Raw genomic sequence first — 18,621 nt, 5'->3', positions numbered from 1 at the left:
TTTAACATTACAGGGATTTTTCACTCAAAAAAATTAAATAAAACTAACTTTTATACACCATTCCCATATCTTCAATGGAGAATTTATCGGTTAAGAGATGTAATAATTTATCTCTTAGTTCAATATATTCGGGCATTTTTACGATTTCGATTTTGTTTCTGGGTCTTGGCAAATGTACTTCTACAATTTCCCTGATAGTGGAAGCCGGACCGTTATTCAACACCACAATTCTATCGGATAGGAATAAGGCTTCTTCGATATCGTGCGTAATCATCACGATGGTTTTTTCACGGTTGTTTAAATTCCATAATTTCAACACTTCCAGTTGCATCGAACCTTTGGTTAAGGCGTCCAAAGCGCCAAAAGGCTCATCCAGCAACAACACTCCCGGATTAATAGCAAAGGCTCTGGCAATAGCAACTCTTTGTTTCATTCCACCCGATAATTGTCCCGGTAACTTATCTTTATGTTCGTATAAATTGACCATTTTTAGGTTTTTTTCTACGATTTCCAGTTTCTCTTTTTTGGAGCAATCCATAACGGAATCTACGGCTTGAAAAATGTTTTGTTCAACAGTCATCCAAGGCAAAAGCGAATAATTTTGAAAAACGATTCCGCGATCCGGTCCCGGTCCTTTTATTTTTTTATTGTCTAATGCTACTGTTCCTCCTGTTGGCGTAAGCATTCCTCCTATCGCATTCATAATGGTTGATTTTCCACAACCGGAATGTCCAATGATGGAGATAATTTCCCCTTTTTTGATGGACAGATTGATATCTCTTACGGCAATATATTTTCCTTTTGGTGTTGGAAATGAAATTTCTAAATCTTTGATTTCTAAATAACTCATGATTTCTTTATTTAATGATTTGAAGATTGGCTCTAAAAATCGATGTTATTTTTATAGTGAATTCTTTATGTATCGGGTTTGCGTGAGTGATGGCAGTGGAGCTCTTTTTTGAGCCGATTTTTTTCGGCTTAAAAAAAGCGGGAACATACAGCACGACCCAAAGTTGCGAGGCGACAGACGAAGCAATCTGAAGGGGCACGCCCAAAAGAAAAACTTCCTGATTTTAAAACTACGCTTTGTAAGCTACTTTATTTTCGATAAAAGTGAAGATTCTGTCAAAAAGCAATCCTACAATCCCGATGATGATAATGGCCGAAATTACTTTTTCGAGACTTAGCGCATTCCAGCTGTCCCATACAAAAAACCCGATTCCTGCACCACCGGACAACATTTCGCCCGCTACAATTACCAACCAAGCAACGCTGATACTCAATCGCAATCCGGTAATGATGTGTGGCAAACTGTACGGAATTAAGATTTTGGTGAGGTATCTCATCTTGGAAAAACCAAAAGCTTTTGCCACATTTTTATGATCTTGCGGAATCGACGCCACTCCAAAAGAAGTGTTTATCAGCGTGGACCATAATGAGGTGATGAATACGATAAATATGGTTGCCATTCCGGTATCTTTGAAAACTACCAAGCCAATTGGGAACCAAGCCAGCGGCGAAACGGGTTTGAGTAATTGTACGATTGGATAAAAAATTTGTTTGCAAATAGTGCTGGCTCCCATTAAAATCCCGATTGGAATGGCAATTAAAGAACCCAGCAAAAATCCAGAAAGTACCGTTTTGATAGAGCTGAACAATTGCAATCCAATTCCTTTGTCATTTGGCCCGTAATCATAAAACGGATCGCTTAACATTTCTTTTAAAACGGTCAAAGTAGCCACTGGTCCCGGAAGCGCATCTTGAGTAAAATAACTCAATAGGCTCCAAAAACCTCCAAAAATCACCAAACCAATCCCGGCAAAAAAGCCTGATTTAGATTTTTCAAGTAGTGCATTTACGGCTAATTTGAGTTTATAATTTTCTGCTGCGACACTTTTTTTGCTTTCTGTCGCCACATTGATGGATGAATCTAATCCATCAATAGTTAGTGTGTTTTTATCAGACATGGTTCTAAAATTTAGTTTAATAATTCATTTATCTTTTTACAACTTTCAAATAAGCCGCAGGATTTGCAGGGTCAAAAACCGTTTTGTCCATTGTAAGTGCAAATGGTTTCATATCGTCATTTGGCACTTTAATTTTCATGCTCGCCGCTACTTCTTTATACAAATCATCCAAAATCAATTTATCAGCAATGGCAGCATAATTTGGCGCTTCTTTCAAATATCCGAATCTAACAAACTGTGCCATCGCCCATATTGCGTGTGATTTACGAGGAAAGTTCACCATTCCGCCTTTGTGAAACAACATATAATCTTTGGCATATACTTGTGTTCCTTGGTTGCAACCCAAATCATAATTTCCCATCAATCTGTTCTCGATTACATCAGCCGGAGCGTTCACGTAAGGTGCTCTACCGATAATCGCCGCTGCTTTTTTACGATTTACAGGATTGTCTAACCAAATGCAGGCTTCCATAACGGCTTTCATTACTTTCACTAAATCGGCTTTGCGTTTGGCACTGAAATCCTTGTTTACCACCAAAGCTTTTTCTGGGTGATCTTTCCAAATATCCTGGGAAGCCACTTGTGTAAATCCAATTCCTTGTTTTACTGCAACGCCGCCCCAAGGTTCACCTACACAAAATCCGTCCATATTACCCACTTTCATGTTGGCAACCATTTGAGGTGGTGGAATTGTAATGATTTTTACTGCTTTTTGATTCAAACCTGCAATTGACATCCAGTTGCGTAACCATAAATCGTGTGTTCCTCCAGGAAATGTCATTGCAAAAGTCACTTCTTTTTCGGCTTTTAGTTTAGCCGCAACAACCGGAGTCACTTTATTCATTTGTTTGAATCCTACTTTTCCACAAAAATCTTTTGAAAGCGTAATCGCTTGTCCGTTTACATTCAACATCATTGCAATTTTCATTTCGGAACCTGCTTTTCCACCTACTCCAGTGTATACTGAAAAGGGCATGGAATACAAACAATGTGCTCCGTCTAATTCTCCTGTCAGGATTTTGTCACGAACATTCGCCCAAGACGATTCTTTGGTTACCACAACCTCAACACCGTACTTCTTGAACAAACCCAATTCTTTTGCCATAACTATTGGCGAGCAATCCGTAAGTGGAATAAATCCTAATCGCACCGGATCATTTTGGGCGGTTATTGTTGTAAAAGCGGAGCTGAATACTACTAAAACCATCAATAGTATGGTTTGGAAAGTCCTTCTTATTTGTTGATTTGATTTTTTCATTTTAAAAAGATTTAAAAGTTATTTTTTTATTTTTTAGCTAAAAAATTAGGCTTAACATTGACCATTACATACGCAAATTGCGGACTTAAATCTGGAGTTGTTACATTCTTAACCGCTGCCGAAGCCATAGAGTTCGTCGCTTTCATGATAGAATAACCTGCTTCAATATTGATCATTTTGGTTAAATTGTATTTCACTAACAAGTCCACTTCGGTTCCTAAATAAGAACTTAATTCTCCTCCGGCTCCGTTAGATAATTTATCCGCAGCTTGAAAACCATGAACATCTAAAAAGAGACTCAAATTGTCTTTTACATTGTATTTCACTTTGAAGAAATAGTTCAGTAATCCTTGTTTTCCAAAGCCATTCGCCGCATAGAAATAATCCATGCTTCCCCAAAATTTATGTGGTGTTCCGTAAAGTGGATCAAAACGATTATTATCAGAAGTTGCCGTTACAGTTTTTGTACCGTCATCACCCGATAAATAATCGATTCCGGGACCTACAAATAATTTTCTTCCCACTTGTAAGGTTGAAGTAATCGAAGCCAGATTGGCACTTATAGAGCGACCGTCTTTGTCCTTTCCGCCTTGATGGTAAAGACTTCCCGTAAGATTCAGTTTTCTGGTAATGGCGGAATTAAAATAAAATCCAGTTGTATTACGACTCCAAACTCCTTCTCCATATACTTTGGTCGTTACCGCCGGAGTTCCTGAAGTTACATTGGTGTATTTATTGAAATCATCTTTAAAGAACAAAAAAGACACGTCACCAAAGAAGAATTTCCGACCTAAATACGCATACTGAAAGGATTTATACATCGTTCCAATTCCGTTTGTACCGGCACCATAAGCAGGATTTGTCCCGTTATAAATGGTGCTTGTGTTTAGTTCTTTATTTTGGTTAAAAGCAGCTCCAACATCGGCAATCCAACCTTTATTTGCAAACTTAAAAACAACAGCATCGTGTCTTCTTCCTTGTTGCAACCAGTCTAAACCGCCCAATACTTTTTGGTCATCATACGAGATTTCCTGGCGTCCAAACTTAACAGATAGATTTTGAATTTTACTAATCGTATCATTCAACATAATCTCTCCCCAAGCTTCATGCAATAAAATTCCGTTATTCGCTTCAGTAGTTGTTCTGTTTATAGTTGAAGCATCTTGACCCCAAACGCGTACGTCTTGCAAAGCCATAAACACTTTAAAACGATACCCAGTATAACCTATATTTAATCGCGCTCTTTGAGAAGTAAACAAACCTGCTTTATCATCTTCTTTCTGCAACGTTCCTTGTCCTGCTCTAAGTTCTGTTCTTTCTCTTACTTGTCCTGTTGCTGTTAATTGCGCTTTGGTTTCGTTATAACTTAAAAATGTTAAAGCAATGCCTAAGAAAATAGATTTCGAAAGAGTTCTACTTGACATTTTTTCTTTGCTTAATCCTTGAATACGTAATGATGTGGTTTTAATCTTTTGCATAATCATCTGTTTTAATTAGTATGAAGCAAATTTACGTAAGTATAAATACTTACGTATAATATAAAAAACAGCTGTAAATAGCTTTTTAATACCAGAAAAAAAGTAGTTATGTCAGTTTAATTTCTGCCTTTTAGCAGTAAATAGCAACAAACGCAGCAATAGCTTGAGGTTAGCTGAATTGAATACGTAGAAAAGGAAGTAGAAACTTCTGGGATTTTCTGGAAAGGCGTTTTGATAATTGACTTTTAAAGACTTTCGATGTCAATTAAATGGGAAATGAGTGGTGGATCTAATCTGAAATTGAACACTAAAGGTATTTGTGTTCTTTTATTTCAGATTTTAATTTGTCTGTATTTACTAATCCTATTTTCTTACCGATAGTTGTAATAAGGACTTCTTTCTTTAAACTTGAAATCACTCTAATTACCTGCTCATCAGTAGTTCCTGCAAAATCGGCAATTTCTTTTCTGGATAAATCCAAATCAATAACACCGTTCAACTGACCGAATTTTTTATGAATATACAATAAGGTATCAATGACTCTTTCCCTTACGTTCATTTGGGCAATTTTTCGAATGTTATTCTCGCTTTTATTCAATTCTTCTGCGTAAAACAACATTAAATCAAAGGTAAATTCGGGAACATTATGAAGTATTTCCAGCATGTCTTCATTACTGAAATTACACAACATCGTATCTTCTAAAGCATACGCACCAATGTGGTAGCGCTTGCTCGTACCGAAGCCTCTAAAACCAACTGTATCGCCATCTTTGGTCAAACGCACAATTTGTTCTCTGCCGTGAATGCCTGTTTTTACAGTCTTTACTTTTCCTTTGTAAATAAAATACAAACCTTGAATAGGCGCCCCTTCAATTATAAATTGTTGCGATTTTTTACAAGTGAAACTTCGATTTTTATCAATGTACTTTTTCATTTGTTCTAAATGAAGGTGCTTTTTTATAAAACAATTTTCATTTACGCAACTGGTACAAGTGGCTAATTCTTCTTTCATACGTAGCTAAAATTTAAAAATCGTTTACAAAATGATGGGATGCATTCATTTATTTTAACCAAAAATATAAAATAATATTGATTTAATACGTATTAATACGTAAAAATACTTATTTTTACATTTCAATATCTTAGTTAGCACTCAAATGCAGGCTTTCATTATTAATAAAGAAATTCGATAATGCAAAATTCAGAAATCAAAACTACGTGTTCCTATTGTGGAGTAGGATGCGGAATTATAGTAACCAATGATTCTAAAAATGGAGTATCGGTAACTGGCGACAAAAACCATCCTGTAAATAAAGGAATGTTATGTTCCAAAGGGATGAACCTGCATTATGTAGTCAATGATACTTCTGACCGAATCCTATATCCGGAAATGCGATGGAGTAAATCACATCCTATGGAACGTGTGAGCTGGGATACTGCATTGGAACGTGCAGCGGCAGTTTTTACCTCCATCATAAAAAAACACGGTCCTGACAGCGTTGGATTTTATATTTCTGGACAATGTCTTACTGAAGAATATTATTTGGTAAACAAGCTCGTAAAAGGATTTCTGAAAACCAATAATATCGATACCAATTCTCGCTTGTGCATGAGCTCGGCGGTGGTGGGTTACAAAAAAACATTTGGTGAAGACGCCGTTCCCATCGCTTACGACGATATTGAACTCGCCGATACCTTTTTGATAACTGGAGCGAATCCTGCTTGGTGTCACCCAATTCTTTTTAGACGTATCGAACAACACAAAGAAAAGAATCCAAAAGTAAAAATCATTGTAATTGATCCCCGAAAAACAGACTCGGCCTTAAACGCCGATTTGCATTTACAAATCATTCCGGGGACTGATATTATTTTATACCATGCTTTGGCCAAAAGGCTAATCGAACAAGGATATGCTGATACTGATTTCATTAAAAACCACACTGAAAATTTCAAACTATATAAAGATTTAGTTCTTGCAAGCTCGCTAGAGAAAGCATCAAAACTCTGTGGAATACCCGTAAACGATATCAAATTAGCCGCTGATATCATTGGTAAAGCCAAAGGATTTCTTTCGCTTTGGGCGATGGGACTCAACCAAAGTGCTATTGGCGTAGACAAAAACACCGCTTTACTCAACCTTTCTTTACTCACCGGACAAGTAGGAAAACCGGGCTCTGGGCCTTTTTCATTGACGGGTCAACCCAATGCTATGGGAGGTCGTGAAGTGGGCGGAATGGCAAATTTACTCGCTGTTCATAAAGAATTGAACAATCCTGTTCACCGAAAAGAAGTTGCTGATTTTTGGGGAGTCGAAGACATCTCCGAAAAACCGGGATTAACGGCAACAGAAATGTTTGACGCCTTAGAATCTGGAAAAATGAAGGCGATTTGGGTTATTTGCACCAATCCGTTAGTGAGTTTACCCGATTCCAGAAGAGTCGAAAAAGCATTGGCTAATGCAAAATTTGTCGTGGTTCAAGAGATTTCTCATAATGCAGATACCTCAAAATTTGCCGATTTATTATTACCCGCTGCGGGTTGGTTAGAAAAAGAAGGTACGATGACGAATTCGGAAAGACGAATTTCGTATTTACCAAAAGGCATCAATGCTCCGGGAGAAGCACTTCCCGATGTGGAAATCCTGACTCGTTTTGCTAAAAAAATGAATTTTAGCGGGTTTAATTTCAACACCACCGAAGACATTTACAAGGAATATTGCCTGATGACAAAAAACACCAGTATTGATATTTCCTTTTTAAATTACAATCGATTAAAAAATGAAGGCACTTTTCAATGGCCGGTTCCAGATTATGGACATCCCGGAACGCCTCGTTTATTTACGGATAAAAAATTCTATACGCCTTCGCAAAAAGCAATTTTTAATCTGCCGACAGCGATTGAAAATACCTCGGAACAACCCAGCAATCAGTTTCCGTTTATTTTAACAACGGGACGCATTCGAGACCAATGGCATACGATGACCAAAACGGGAAAAGTATCCCGATTGATGACGCATATCCCAAGTCCGATGCTGGAAATAAATCCTATCGATGCCTACAAAGCAGCCATAAAAAGCGGCGATATTGTAGTAGTGACGAGCAAAAACGGGACTGTTCGCGTAAAAGCAAAAGTATCTGATTCTATTAGGGAAGGCGTTCTTTTCTTGCCGATGCACTGGGGAAAACAATTGGAAAATGATTTGAACAGAACCAATAATTTGACCAACACCGTTGTAGATCCAACATCTAAAGAACCCGATTTTAAGTTCACCACCGTTTCCGTTGCCAAATATGTGAAACCTTTTGAGAAAATCGCAGTTGTGGGCGCTGGAGCAGCCGCTTTTCGATTCATTCAGAACTATAGAGAAATCAATACTTCGGATGAAATTATTGTGTTTTCGAATGAAGAAAATCCTTTCTATAACCGCGTTTTATTACCGGAATATGTAACAGCTGAACTTTCGTGGGAGCAACTTTTGAAAATAAAAGACGAAGCCCTGAGCAAGCTAAATATCACGATGAAATCAAATGTTTCAATTGATACCATCAACACTAAAGAAAATACAATTCTGGACAGTGACGGCATCGTTCATACTTTTGATTCCTTGATATTGGCTACCGGAAGCCGACCTTTTATTCCTGAAAATGCGCAATTGCATTTGCCCGGACGCTTCACCATCAGAAAAAAAGAAGATGCTGACCGATTGAAAAACTATCTAGATGACACTAATTTACCTCCCGAAGAGCAACATGTTGTTATTGTAGGCGGTGGATTATTAGGATTGGAATTGGCGGCAGCCTTAAAACATAAAAAAGTAAAAATCACGATAATTCAAAGGGCTTCCCGATTAATGGAACGTCAATTAGACCGAATCTCCAGTAAATTACTGGCCGAAGAAGTACAGCTTCGGGACATACAAATATATTTTGATAATGAAGTCAGCACGGTATTCGAAACCGAAAATCCTAATGAAATAGAAATTGCCCTAAAAAGTGGTCGAATTATTACGGCAAACGCAATCGTGTACACCATTGGAACCATCCCAAATATAGAATTAGCCAAAGAATCAGGGATTTCCTGCGGACGTGGCGTAAAAGTAAATCAGTATTTACAATCGTCGAATCCAAATATTTTTGCCATTGGCGAAATAGCCGAATTCAACAATCAGTTATTCGGAATCACCTCAGCGGCTGAAGAACAAGCGGATGTTTTGGCAAATTTTATGGCCGGCGACATCAGCAGTTTTTATAAAGGTTCCGTTTTAATGAACATCCTGAAACTCGAAGACATCAACCTATGCAGCATTGGAGAAATTGAAATTCCAGAGAATGATGATTCTTACGAAGAAATTGTGTTTTCTGATTTGGGAAAAAGATACTATAAAAAGTGTATCGTCAAAAACGACTTACTAGTTGGAGCAATTTTGATGGGCGATAAAAATGAGTTTGCCGAATTCAAAACCATGATTGAAAGCAAAATTGAATTATCCGACAAAAGAAATACGTTGCTAAGAGGAAGTTCGAATGCGAAACCCGTTTTAGGAAAACTCGTTTGTTCTTGCAGCCAAGTGGGAAGCGGCAATATTGAAGAAGCCATAAAAAGCGGCGTGACTAATTTTACCGAATTATGCAAAACCACCGGCGCCGGACTGGGCTGTGGAAGTTGTAAAACCGAAGTAAAAGAAATTTTAGCAAAAAATAAATAATAGTGGTCAGTGATCGGTGGTCAGTTTACAGTCAGTAACTGAACACTAATTACTGAATACTGAACACTAAATAAACATGGAATTGACAAGACTAATAGTAAAAGGAGGCGTGATTTCACCAGGTGAATTGCGAGAAATTGTAAATATGGGTTTAGAACAAGGGCTGGATTCCATCTCCTTTGGTTCTCGGCAAGACATTATATTTCCAAAAGATTTTACGGCGGTAGACAAGGAAAAAGTAGGTAAAAATCTTTTTGTACATCCCAATGAAAAAAGCGGAAATAACATTGTTTCGTCCTATGTTTCCACCGATATTTTTAGAAACACACCTTGGCTTACGGGAAATAAATTTTTATATATTTTAGAACAATTCAAGCAACATCCTAAGCTAAAAGTTAATATCACCGACCCAAAACAACAGTTGGTTCCTTTGTTTACGGGACACATCAACTTCATTGCTTCGGATCACGAGGACTACTGGTTTTTATACGTTCGTTTGCCAAAATGGGACAAAATGGAAATGTATCCCGTACTGATTTACAGCTGGAATATTGCTGAAATATATTATGAAATAGAAAAGAAACTTATTGAAGAACCGGATTCTGTTGAGATGATTTTTCAATTGGTCAGCGATGCTTTGGACACCAATAACAGAACCATAGACAAGCCCTTGAACATTCCTTTTTACCCATTTCCGTATTACGAAGGCATGAACCGATTGGGAATTGACCAATATTGGCTGGGTTTGTATTGGAGAAATAACCTCTATGATTTAGACTTTTTGAAAGAAATGTGCGATTTGTGTTTTGATTGTAAAATCGGAAAAATATGCATCACGCCTTGGAAATCATTTATCATAAAAGGGATTCCAAAAGACAGAAAATTAGACTGGGAAAAATTCCTGGGCAAAAAAGGAATTAACGTGCGTCACTCCTTATTGGAACTCAACTGGCACTTACCCGTTGCGATGGAATGGGCGTTGAATCTCAAAACTTTTCTGGTTCGAACGCTGGATCAGTTTGACATCAGTACGTACGGACTTACTTTTGGAATATCAGAATACAACCGAGACGGACATTATTTCACTTCGATTGTAGTAGAAAAAAATGAGTTGCCAAAAGACTTGGAATCCATCAAAATTAGAGACACGTATAATGTTTTGTATGCTAAAAATTTTGACCCAAATACCAAAGAATACATTGTTCATGCGCAAGATGTTGACAAACTGGAATTGCCAACCATTTTGATTGAATTGAGCAGGAAATATTTTGATGAATTAGGAAATCAAATTGCTGAAGTCCCTGCAAAAGCAACTAAAAAAGAGACAACAACACAAGATATTCATCAATGTCCAGAGTGCTTGACTTTATACAATTCAGAATACGGCGATGTTATTCAAGGCATTGAAAAAGGAGTTTTATTCAAAGATTTACCGGAGGACTACTGCTGTTCTTTATGTGAATCTCCAAAAATAAACTTTGTCGTATTAGCCGGAGAAAAACTGGGTACTTTATAAAAGCCATTTGTAAAAATAAATAACGCATCAAATGAACACTACTTTCAAAACGGTAAGTTCCTCACATATCACCATTTCAGAATTAATGCTGCCTTCGCACACTAATTTTAGTGGTAAAATTCACGGAGGTTACATTTTATCCTTACTCGATCAAATTGCTTTTGCCTGCGCTTCCAGATTTTCAGGGAATTATTGCGTAACGGCTTCTGTAGATACGGTGAATTTCTTGAAACCTATTGAAGTGGGCGAATTGGTGACCATGAAAGCCAGCGTAAATTACGTGGGAACGAGTTCTATGATTATTGGCATTCGAGTAGAAGCCGAGAATATTCAAACTGGAGTCGTAAAACATTGTAATTCGTCTTATTTTACGATGGTTTCCAAAGACAAAGAAGGAAAAAATGCTCCTGTTCCAGGATTAATTTTAACCAATCTAAAAGAAGTGAGTCGGTTTCAAAACTGCGTGAAACAAATCGCTTTGAAAAAAGAAAGAGAATACCAAAGAAGCATTGCCACTTTTGGATCTATAGAAACTATTTTGAGTTTAAATCAGTATAATGTCAAGGTGGAATTGCAGTAATAATTAATGATTATTAAAATAAAACTGCAACTTCCCTCAATGTTGTATGGTATCGTTATCCTATACAATTTATAAATAATCCTGTCGGATGGGTGTAAAAACATCAACTACCTGACCAGCTTCAATAATTTCAATAGAATGTTCCACATTGGCAGGAATCGAATAAGTATCTCCTTCAGATAATAAAAATTCTTCTCCAGAGAATTTCAATTTGTATTTCCCGGAAATAACATAACCGCTCTGTTCGTTAGGATGTTTATGAAAAGGAACAAAATCAGTTGACTTATACAGCATTTTTGTAACCATGGAGTCTTTACCAATGGAAAGAACGACAAAATCAACTCCCAAAAATTGTTTTGGGGTAGCATTTTCTTTTTTTACTATATTTTTCATATTCTCTACAATTGATTGTTTAAATTTAATTCCATTTGGATATTACATCGTTTGTAAGGTGTGGCTAGCCCAGCTACTTTCTGGAAGCCTAACTTATGATATAGATTTATTGCGGGTTTCAGAATGGTATTACTTTCCAAATATAATTTGGAAGCACCCAATTTCTTCGCAGCATCAACAACAGCTTGACCAAGCAATCCTCCGATGTTTTTGCCTTGTGCATTTGGTGAAACTGCCATTTTTGCCATTTCAAAATCATAGTTGGCATCATTCATTTTAATGAGTGCGCAAACTCCAACGGGTTCATTATTGTATAACGCAACGAAAATCTTCCCGCCTTTGTCCAGAATATATTCTTTTGGATTATCCAAAGCTTTATAATCGGCTTCTTCCATTTCAAAGTATGTGGAAATCCATTCTTCGTTCAGCGATTTAAAAGCGGACTGATATTGAGGAGTGTATTCCACAATCTGGACGTCTTTACTTTCACGCAGTTTTTTTTGCTCCTGTACTCGTCTGAACAACGACTTTTGTTCCAACAAAAATTCCCATTCTTCAATCGCTTCCCAAAGGTTGTGTGTGGCTTCCGTTATAATGCCTTCAATTGCGGCATCTACATCAGTACATTGCACCTTGATTTTTTCCGAAAGCACTGTTCCTTTTTGGGTTAACCCCACGAGAGTCCTGCGTTTATCCTTTGATTTTAGATTTTCCTGAACCAATCCGGAAACCGTCATTTCTTGAATGATTTTAGTAACCGATGGTTGAGAATGTCCTATTTCATTAGCGATTTCGGTAATGGTCTTTTCGCCCTCTTCTGAAAGGACAAAGAACACGGGAAACCATTTTGGAGAAAACTCCACTTGGTATAATTCATAAATTTGGGCTGCGTTTTCGGTTACTGTAGCGGTCAGTAAACGTAACCGACTACCCAAAGCCATTTTTCCTGTTTTTTCGAATATTTTCATGTTGTATAATTAATTACATAACTAGTTATGCAAATATAAAAAATAATCTTTATTCTCAAAATTTATTTTTAAATTCTTGATAAACACAAAAATGGGTAATTATTTCACAATCTGATTGTAAAATAATTACCCATTACTACTATATAGACTTTACTTATCAAGAAAGAAAGCCGAAGAACTATGCTACTTTCTACTCAAAGCACTGCTGTCCACTCTTGATGGCGTATCTTTTCCGTTTACGATAGTAGCAGAACTGATGGCAATGGCCTTAATGATTTGTGTCATATTCACCATATCAAGAGTTTCTATTTCATCACTTACTTTGTGATAATTAGGTTCGCTGTCCATTTTAGACGTCGATATCGTATGTGCAGGAACGCCTAGTTTTGCCAGAGTCGCATTATCGGAACGATAGAATAATTGTTGTTCCGGATAAGGATCCGGATAAAACTTAAACGCTGATCCTTGTAAGTTTTTCTGAAGAATTTCTCCCATACTAGATTTTTCAAAACCAGTAATGTAAGCCGAATTTTTACCCCATTTTGATTCCGTTCCAATCATTTCCAAGTTAAACATAGCCATTACTTGATCCGGATTTAATTGTTTCGAAAAATATTGTGCGCCATAACCGCCTATTTCTTCCGCTACAAATGTGGTAAACAATATCGTACGCTCATTATTGTTTAGTTTCTTGAAATACTTAGCCAGCATGATTACGGCTGTAGTACCGGCGGCATCATCATTGGCACCATTATAAATAGAATCGGTAGCATCGTGCTCCACTCCTTCTGCAGGGGAACCCACACCTAAATGGTCATAATGTCCTGAAAAAACAACATATTCATTGGGTTTGCTTTTGCCTTTCAAAACGCCCACTACGTTATTTAATGTATTTTTGGTGATTGTATTGGTGCCTTCTATTGAAAATTGAGTCGCATCAGTTGCACCAAAAACAAACACCACCGAATTTCCTCCAGGACTAGCAGTCATTTGTGGAATGTGTCTCATATTTGGGATTCGGGGTTTAAAAGAAGCATCCACAAGAACCAAAAGATTTTTTTCGCTCTGGTAATATTCGTAAAATTTCGGGCCAAATTTATCTCCGGCATTTATTTTCACAACCTGAACATCGCTTTTTTCAGTCATAGCAAGTTGCGGTTGGTAGGAAAAAGAAACTACATCCGCTTTATCTATCGCTTTACCATCAATCAGCACCTTTAAGGATACATTTTTAGACTCCGTCATAGAAAATTCCTGCTTGAAATCTTTCGCTCCGTTAAATGTTTGCAGTCCTATTTTCTTAAATTCAGATTCAATATAAGAGGAAGCCTTATAGATACCCGGAGTAAACGCTCTTCGGCCTTGCATATCATCCGCCGAAAGCACTTTCTCTATCTTGGTAACGTCTTTTGTATTGATAATTTTATTGATGTTCTGGGCCTGCAACATACAGGTTGAACAAAGTACAACGGCACTTAAAACAATTTTTTTCATAAAGTATAGCTTTTAATAACAATAGGTTCTACAGTAAGAGTGCAGTATTGAAATTGTGTTACAGTAAAACTACTAAAAAGGTTCGGACCTATTTATAATTTGGAGCAGAATGATTGCCTTTTCAAGAACGAAACCTCCTGCTGTACGCTGTATCTCGTAGTCCCGATGCTTCGGGATTACGAGGATGCCGCTACCATCAGGGCTAGGAATAATGAACTTTTTTCATAATACCATTTCATAGAAACCACCCCCGCTACCGCACGAATCCTTTCGTGTGGTTCGTTATCATTAAATAGTAAACATTCTAAAAACAACTACATCGTCAATTAATCCTTTTTGACCTGAATAATCAATAGCACTACTGTATACATAATCTTCCGCTTTATAAACTAAGCCTCCTTCTACAGGGTTATTGTGTACATAATCTATCTTTTGTTGAATAACTTTATTGCTCCACAACTCAATAGGTTGATTATCATGACGCCAAAATTGATAGTGTTTTACATTTGAACTTTTTTCAGCTTCTTTTTTAAAAAAATCCAACAAGAATTCTTTTCTGCTCTCTCTTGGATTTTCTTGTATACTTTTTACAATTGATTGACTGGTAAACCGTTTTAAATCACCAATCAATAATTCAGGCTTCTGATCCTTTATACTTCTAAAAACTAAATGCACATGATTACTCATAATGCACCAAGCATGAATTTCTAATCCTTTGTTTTTTTGACAAAATGCTACACTTTCAAGAAATAAATCTTTGTACTCATTACGAGTAAATACATCTAACCAACCTACCACTGCAAAACTTATAAAGTACAAACCCTCTGGATTATGAAATTTATAATTTCTGCTCATAGTTACTGTTTTTAAGATTAAGTTTAGTTTTAATTTACACGAACCACACGAAAGGATTCGTGCGGTAGCGGGGGTAACGAGACCTCTTATTAATCATCACCTGATTTTAAATATCTGTTCGCTACGTAATTGCAATTTCCTGAGCCTAGCTGATGACCGTTTTCATGTAGAAATTCCTGTAATGATAAGAAGCCGTGATACTTAATGAAAGACTCCAAATTGATTTGTTTTAAAAATCTATTTACAAGAGGAATAAATTGTTTAAGAACGTCTTTATAGTTTTCTAAATCCTTTTCAAATTGTGGTAAAAATGGATTATCAAAACAAAGGCTGTATAATTCTACTTTTTTACCTATCAACCTACCGTCCTCTTTAGTCATCTCGTTAATAATTCCGAGAAGATGACAACACAATTGTTTTAATCCTTCGCCATAGATTGGTTTATCGAGAAAATGTATTTGAACACTTTGGATAAACGATATAAATGGCGCTACAATTTGCTTGTTCCATTTATAATTATCAGGATTAAAATATTTTTGTTGCTCGGGTTTATTAAAAATTTTATTTTTTCCTCTGGAATTTACAATCTCGAACATCTTTACTTCGTACATTTTTACTACGCCACAATCTTCAATCGCTACATCAATACAGGCTTTGTGTTGTGAAAATGTATCAAGTGCCCACATATCATATTCAAATATTGCATGATCTATTCCAGAAAAAATATTATAAGCAAGAGCTTGAGAGCTTTTTAAGCTGCCTGCCCATCGGTGAAATTTCAAATCAGGACGACGGCCAAAAAAGTTTTCGTGTGTATTTTTCAACACATGCTTATGAGTGCCATTAAGGATTAAAGGCTTTCCTGTTTGTTCAAATCCTCTAATTGAGAATTTAATTATTTCATCGTTATAACCCATAGATGTTAGTTTACATTTTTTAATTTTTCAGAGATATGCAATAGAGTATCATATAACGTTCTTCTCCTTACAGCGGGTTTACGAAAGCATCCCAAAATACAAAACCAACTTTCCATTAAGCCAATTACCCAAAGCTGTTGTAGTTGCTCATATCTTTGTTTCCTATTCAAATATAATAAAAATACCTTTGATTAATAACTAACAATAAACAAAGCAAAGTTGCCAAATTGTGACGTGGCTAGATACGTTTTCAAGACGATATTGACTAACAGGTAAATCAACTTTGTTTTATTACATTCAAGTCACAATAAGTACTTAAGCGCTTGATTTCGGATTAAGACGCTGTATAAAAATGAGCTAAGACCAATGTGATATTTGTTTATTAAAAAATAAATAAATTATGACCATAAAGTATTCCATCGGGCTTGATATTTCAAGTAAAAAAGTAAACGGAAGTATTAGTTTAATTAATGAGAGTCAAAAAGTTACTGTAAAGTCAAGTATTGTATTTAACAATACTATAAAAGGATTTTCGGAGTTATTACTTTGGATTAAAAAGTGGCATATAGAACCCGAAATTCCACTGGTGATTTGCATGGAAGCCACAGGAGTTTATCACGAGAACTACGCTCTTTTCCTGTTTGAAAAAGGGTATAATGTTTCGATAATTCTCCCCAACAAAGCCAAGCATTATTTAATTTCAATGGGGTTGAAGTCCAAAAACGATTCTATAGATGCAAAAGGATTGTCAAAAATGGGAGCTGAGCAATGCCTTGATTTATGGCAACCCGCTGGTAAATATTTTTATGAACTCCGCCAATATACCCGCCAACACCAGAACTTACAAGAACAAAAAACAGTCATTAACAATCAATTACACGCCTTAGAATTTGGTATGTATGACATCAAACCCGTTGTAAAACAACTCAAGAAGGTAGTCCAACTCTTTAACAAACAAATCAAAGAGCTAGAAAAGATTATAAAAAACCATCTGGAAAGCGATCAAATCGTTAAACAAAAAGTGGATAACATTTGCCAAATAAAAGGAATTGGAATCCTAACGTTAGCCACTATTTTAGCAGAAACTAATGGCTTTGAATTGTTCAAGAATTACAAACAATTGGTTAGTTATTCTGGTTTTGATGTAGTAGAGAGCGAGTCTGGAAGTAGCGTTACGGGTAAAACCAGGATTTCCAAAAAAGGGAATTCACACATTCGTCGGGCACTATTTATGCCAGCATTTACGGCAGTGAAGTACCAAGAGCCAGCGTTTTTTGAACTTTATGAACGAACCTATGCTAAACACGCCATCAAAATGAAAAGCTATGTAGCGGTTCAAAAAAAACTTCTCACGACCATTTATCATCTATGGAAAAAAAACGAAAAATATAATCCCAACTACATTCTTACTATCCAAGAAAAGGATCAGGAGCTTTCTTCTTTACTCGGCTTTGAAAAAGCCGCATCAATACAAAAAAATAGCCCCAATCAAGTTGAGGCTATACAAGGTAAACATCCAGTGAAAATCACAGTAGGCTTCCTCTTTACTAATACAAATTTAGAAAAATATAGTCAAGTAAAATTTGTTTTTTAAGATAGTACCTGTTAGCGGTAATGATAATTTTTTTAGTGCATCAAAAATGTTATTATTATTACTGGTGGTAAAACAATTAAAAGATGATAAATAAAAGCAGTTCGTATGTAATATATGAATTTAATCTTTAAAACTGAAAATATTGATAGTTCATGATATTTAGCCGTTTTAGATCTGAAACGATCATTGTCAATTTGTTGATGGTTTTCATGTTTTTCTAACACTCTTTGATAGGCGTTTGAAATTTCTTTAGCAAATTTTTCTTTGCCTTGTAGTGTTTGATTTTCAGTTAATGTTTTATAAATTCTGAGTTCATTATATATATTTGACAATTCTAAACCACAGTTATGAAATTCTTTTGCTTTCATTGTAAAATCTTTAGCGTTTTCAATTTGTCCAAATACTAAAGTTAAAATAGAAAGATAAGTTATAGAATAAGCTATCAAATTTTCATTTATGGTGTTGAAACTTAAATTATAGACTGAAAGTAATCCAACTGCAGTTAGATAAATAGAAAGCATGCTAATTGACAAATTTGAAAGTCGTGATGTTTTTATCAGTCTTGAACTAGCATTAAATCTACTTCCTTTTGTAGACCAAATTTTATAATTTAATTCTTCTAAGAAAGTTTTTGTGAGATAGTCTTTATGAGTTTTTTCCACAATGAATATATATAATGATTTATGTTTTGACTGGCATTACCGCTAACTAGTATATACTACTGCGTTATAGACTTATCACCCCTAAATTGAGTAGATAGGTCTCGTAATTTTCAGACAATTATTTATTTCAAATGTAGTATTTAATCACCGAAAAATCTGATAAATCAATTTTGATAATTATCTTATTTTCAAAAATAATTCCTTCTTACTTGTAAACTTTACAGGAAACCGCAT

15 protein-coding genes are annotated in these 18,621 nt (G+C 36.0%); 4 read left to right on the top strand and 11 right to left on the bottom strand.

All coding sequences use genetic code 11. The features are described from left to right. Positions 1–43 precede the first annotated feature (43 nt). From C8C87_RS01165 to C8C87_RS01145, 5 genes are all read right to left on the bottom strand, one after another. Positions 44–850, bottom strand: coding sequence for an ABC transporter ATP-binding protein (locus tag C8C87_RS01165; protein ID WP_099713645.1), 807 nt, complete (start codon positions 848–850; stop codon positions 44–46). A gap of 229 nt (positions 851–1,079) precedes the next feature. Beyond that, positions 1,080–1,967 (bottom strand): nitrate ABC transporter permease, encoded by an 888-nt coding sequence (ntrB, locus tag C8C87_RS01160; RefSeq protein WP_121340838.1) that lies wholly within the window; start codon positions 1,965–1,967, stop codon positions 1,080–1,082. 28 nt (positions 1,968–1,995) lie between these two features. Further along, entirely contained in the window at positions 1,996–3,225 is a 1,230-nt protein-coding gene (locus C8C87_RS01155; protein ID WP_099713647.1) for a CmpA/NrtA family ABC transporter substrate-binding protein, read from the bottom strand. 26 nt (positions 3,226–3,251) lie between these two features. Next, positions 3,252–4,703 (bottom strand): alginate export family protein, encoded by a 1,452-nt coding sequence (locus C8C87_RS01150; RefSeq protein WP_199716363.1) that lies wholly within the window; start codon positions 4,701–4,703, stop codon positions 3,252–3,254. A gap of 307 nt (positions 4,704–5,010) precedes the next feature. Next, positions 5,011–5,715, bottom strand: coding sequence for a Crp/Fnr family transcriptional regulator (locus tag C8C87_RS01145; protein WP_099713648.1), 705 nt, complete (start codon positions 5,713–5,715; stop codon positions 5,011–5,013). 180 nt (positions 5,716–5,895) lie between these two features. Here C8C87_RS01145 and C8C87_RS01140 point away from each other — a divergent pair, with 180 nt between their 5' ends. The 3 genes from C8C87_RS01140 to C8C87_RS01130 all read left to right on the top strand — a co-directional run bounded on the left by C8C87_RS01140 (position 5,896) and on the right by C8C87_RS01130 (position 11,504). Continuing rightward, the gene (locus tag C8C87_RS01140; RefSeq protein WP_121340837.1) at positions 5,896–9,408 is read left to right on the top strand and encodes a nitrate reductase; all 3,513 of its coding nucleotides are present in this window, start codon (positions 5,896–5,898) and stop codon (positions 9,406–9,408) included. Between the two features lie 76 nt (positions 9,409–9,484). Then, entirely contained in the window at positions 9,485–10,924 is a 1,440-nt protein-coding gene (locus tag C8C87_RS01135) for a rubredoxin (protein ID WP_121340836.1), read from the top strand. A 31-nt stretch (positions 10,925–10,955) separates the two neighbouring features. Beyond that, positions 10,956–11,504: an acyl-CoA thioesterase gene (locus tag C8C87_RS01130; protein ID WP_099713651.1), complete on the top strand. Its 549-nt coding sequence runs from the start codon at positions 10,956–10,958 to the stop codon at positions 11,502–11,504. A 69-nt stretch (positions 11,505–11,573) separates the two neighbouring features. On the opposite strand, the gene C8C87_RS01125 is transcribed toward C8C87_RS01130, so the two are convergent. From C8C87_RS01125 to C8C87_RS01105, 5 genes are all read right to left on the bottom strand, one after another. Next, positions 11,574–11,897, bottom strand: a complete 324-nt coding sequence (locus C8C87_RS01125) for a cupin domain-containing protein (RefSeq protein WP_121340835.1) — start codon at positions 11,895–11,897, stop codon at positions 11,574–11,576. A gap of 5 nt (positions 11,898–11,902) precedes the next feature. After that, positions 11,903–12,865 (bottom strand): bifunctional helix-turn-helix transcriptional regulator/GNAT family N-acetyltransferase, encoded by a 963-nt coding sequence (locus tag C8C87_RS01120; protein WP_121340834.1) that lies wholly within the window; start codon positions 12,863–12,865, stop codon positions 11,903–11,905. A gap of 183 nt (positions 12,866–13,048) precedes the next feature. After that, positions 13,049–14,359 carry a M28 family metallopeptidase gene (locus tag C8C87_RS01115; RefSeq protein ID WP_121340833.1) on the bottom strand — a complete coding sequence of 437 codons (1,311 nt, stop codon included), beginning with the start codon at positions 14,357–14,359 and terminating at the stop codon, positions 13,049–13,051. 288 nt (positions 14,360–14,647) lie between these two features. Further along, the gene (locus C8C87_RS01110; RefSeq protein ID WP_121340832.1) at positions 14,648–15,214 is read right to left on the bottom strand and encodes a transposase; all 567 of its coding nucleotides are present in this window, start codon (positions 15,212–15,214) and stop codon (positions 14,648–14,650) included. 89 nt (positions 15,215–15,303) lie between these two features. Further along, positions 15,304–16,131, bottom strand: coding sequence for a hypothetical protein (locus C8C87_RS01105; protein WP_121340831.1), 828 nt, complete (start codon positions 16,129–16,131; stop codon positions 15,304–15,306). A gap of 400 nt (positions 16,132–16,531) precedes the next feature. On the opposite strand from C8C87_RS01105, the gene C8C87_RS01100 reads away from it, so the two are divergent. Then, a complete protein-coding gene (locus C8C87_RS01100; RefSeq protein ID WP_233549985.1) occupies positions 16,532–17,725 on the top strand; it encodes an IS110 family transposase in 1,194 nt (397 codons plus the stop codon). Between the two features lie 32 nt (positions 17,726–17,757). On the opposite strand, the gene C8C87_RS01095 is transcribed toward C8C87_RS01100, so the two are convergent. Continuing rightward, a complete protein-coding gene (locus C8C87_RS01095; protein ID WP_158589726.1) occupies positions 17,758–18,387 on the bottom strand; it encodes an SLATT domain-containing protein in 630 nt (209 codons plus the stop codon). Positions 18,388–18,621: the final 234 nt, after the last annotated feature.

Source organism: Flavobacterium sp. 120 (assembly GCF_003633605.1).
Classification (GTDB): Bacteria; Bacteroidota; Bacteroidia; order Flavobacteriales; family Flavobacteriaceae; genus Flavobacterium; species Flavobacterium algoritolerans.
The sequence above is the reverse complement of the archived record's forward strand: the minus strand, read 5'-3'. Positions and strand labels throughout refer to the sequence as shown.

Coding starts and splice junctions, on each gene's coding strand:
- C8C87_RS01125 (WP_121340835.1), bottom strand. CDS start 11,897: ATGAAAAATATAGTAAAAAAAGAAAATGCTACCCCAAAACAATTTTTG.
- C8C87_RS01150 (WP_199716363.1), bottom strand. CDS start 4,703: ATGCAAAAGATTAAAACCACATCATTACGTATTCAAGGATTAAGCAAA.
- C8C87_RS01155 (WP_099713647.1), bottom strand. CDS start 3,225: ATGAAAAAATCAAATCAACAAATAAGAAGGACTTTCCAAACCATACTA.
- C8C87_RS01145 (WP_099713648.1), bottom strand. CDS start 5,715: ATGAAAGAAGAATTAGCCACTTGTACCAGTTGCGTAAATGAAAATTGT.
- C8C87_RS01140 (WP_121340837.1), top strand. CDS start 5,896: ATGCAAAATTCAGAAATCAAAACTACGTGTTCCTATTGTGGAGTAGGA.
- C8C87_RS01130 (WP_099713651.1), top strand. CDS start 10,956: ATGAACACTACTTTCAAAACGGTAAGTTCCTCACATATCACCATTTCA.
- C8C87_RS01165 (WP_099713645.1), bottom strand. CDS start 850: ATGAGTTATTTAGAAATCAAAGATTTAGAAATTTCATTTCCAACACCA.
- C8C87_RS01105 (WP_121340831.1), bottom strand. CDS start 16,131: ATGGGTTATAACGATGAAATAATTAAATTCTCAATTAGAGGATTTGAA.
- C8C87_RS01100 (WP_233549985.1), top strand. CDS start 16,532: ATGACCATAAAGTATTCCATCGGGCTTGATATTTCAAGTAAAAAAGTA.
- C8C87_RS01115 (WP_121340833.1), bottom strand. CDS start 14,359: ATGAAAAAAATTGTTTTAAGTGCCGTTGTACTTTGTTCAACCTGTATG.
- C8C87_RS01110 (WP_121340832.1), bottom strand. CDS start 15,214: ATGAGCAGAAATTATAAATTTCATAATCCAGAGGGTTTGTACTTTATA.
- C8C87_RS01135 (WP_121340836.1), top strand. CDS start 9,485: ATGGAATTGACAAGACTAATAGTAAAAGGAGGCGTGATTTCACCAGGT.
- C8C87_RS01120 (WP_121340834.1), bottom strand. CDS start 12,865: ATGAAAATATTCGAAAAAACAGGAAAAATGGCTTTGGGTAGTCGGTTA.
- ntrB (WP_121340838.1), bottom strand. CDS start 1,967: ATGTCTGATAAAAACACACTAACTATTGATGGATTAGATTCATCCATC.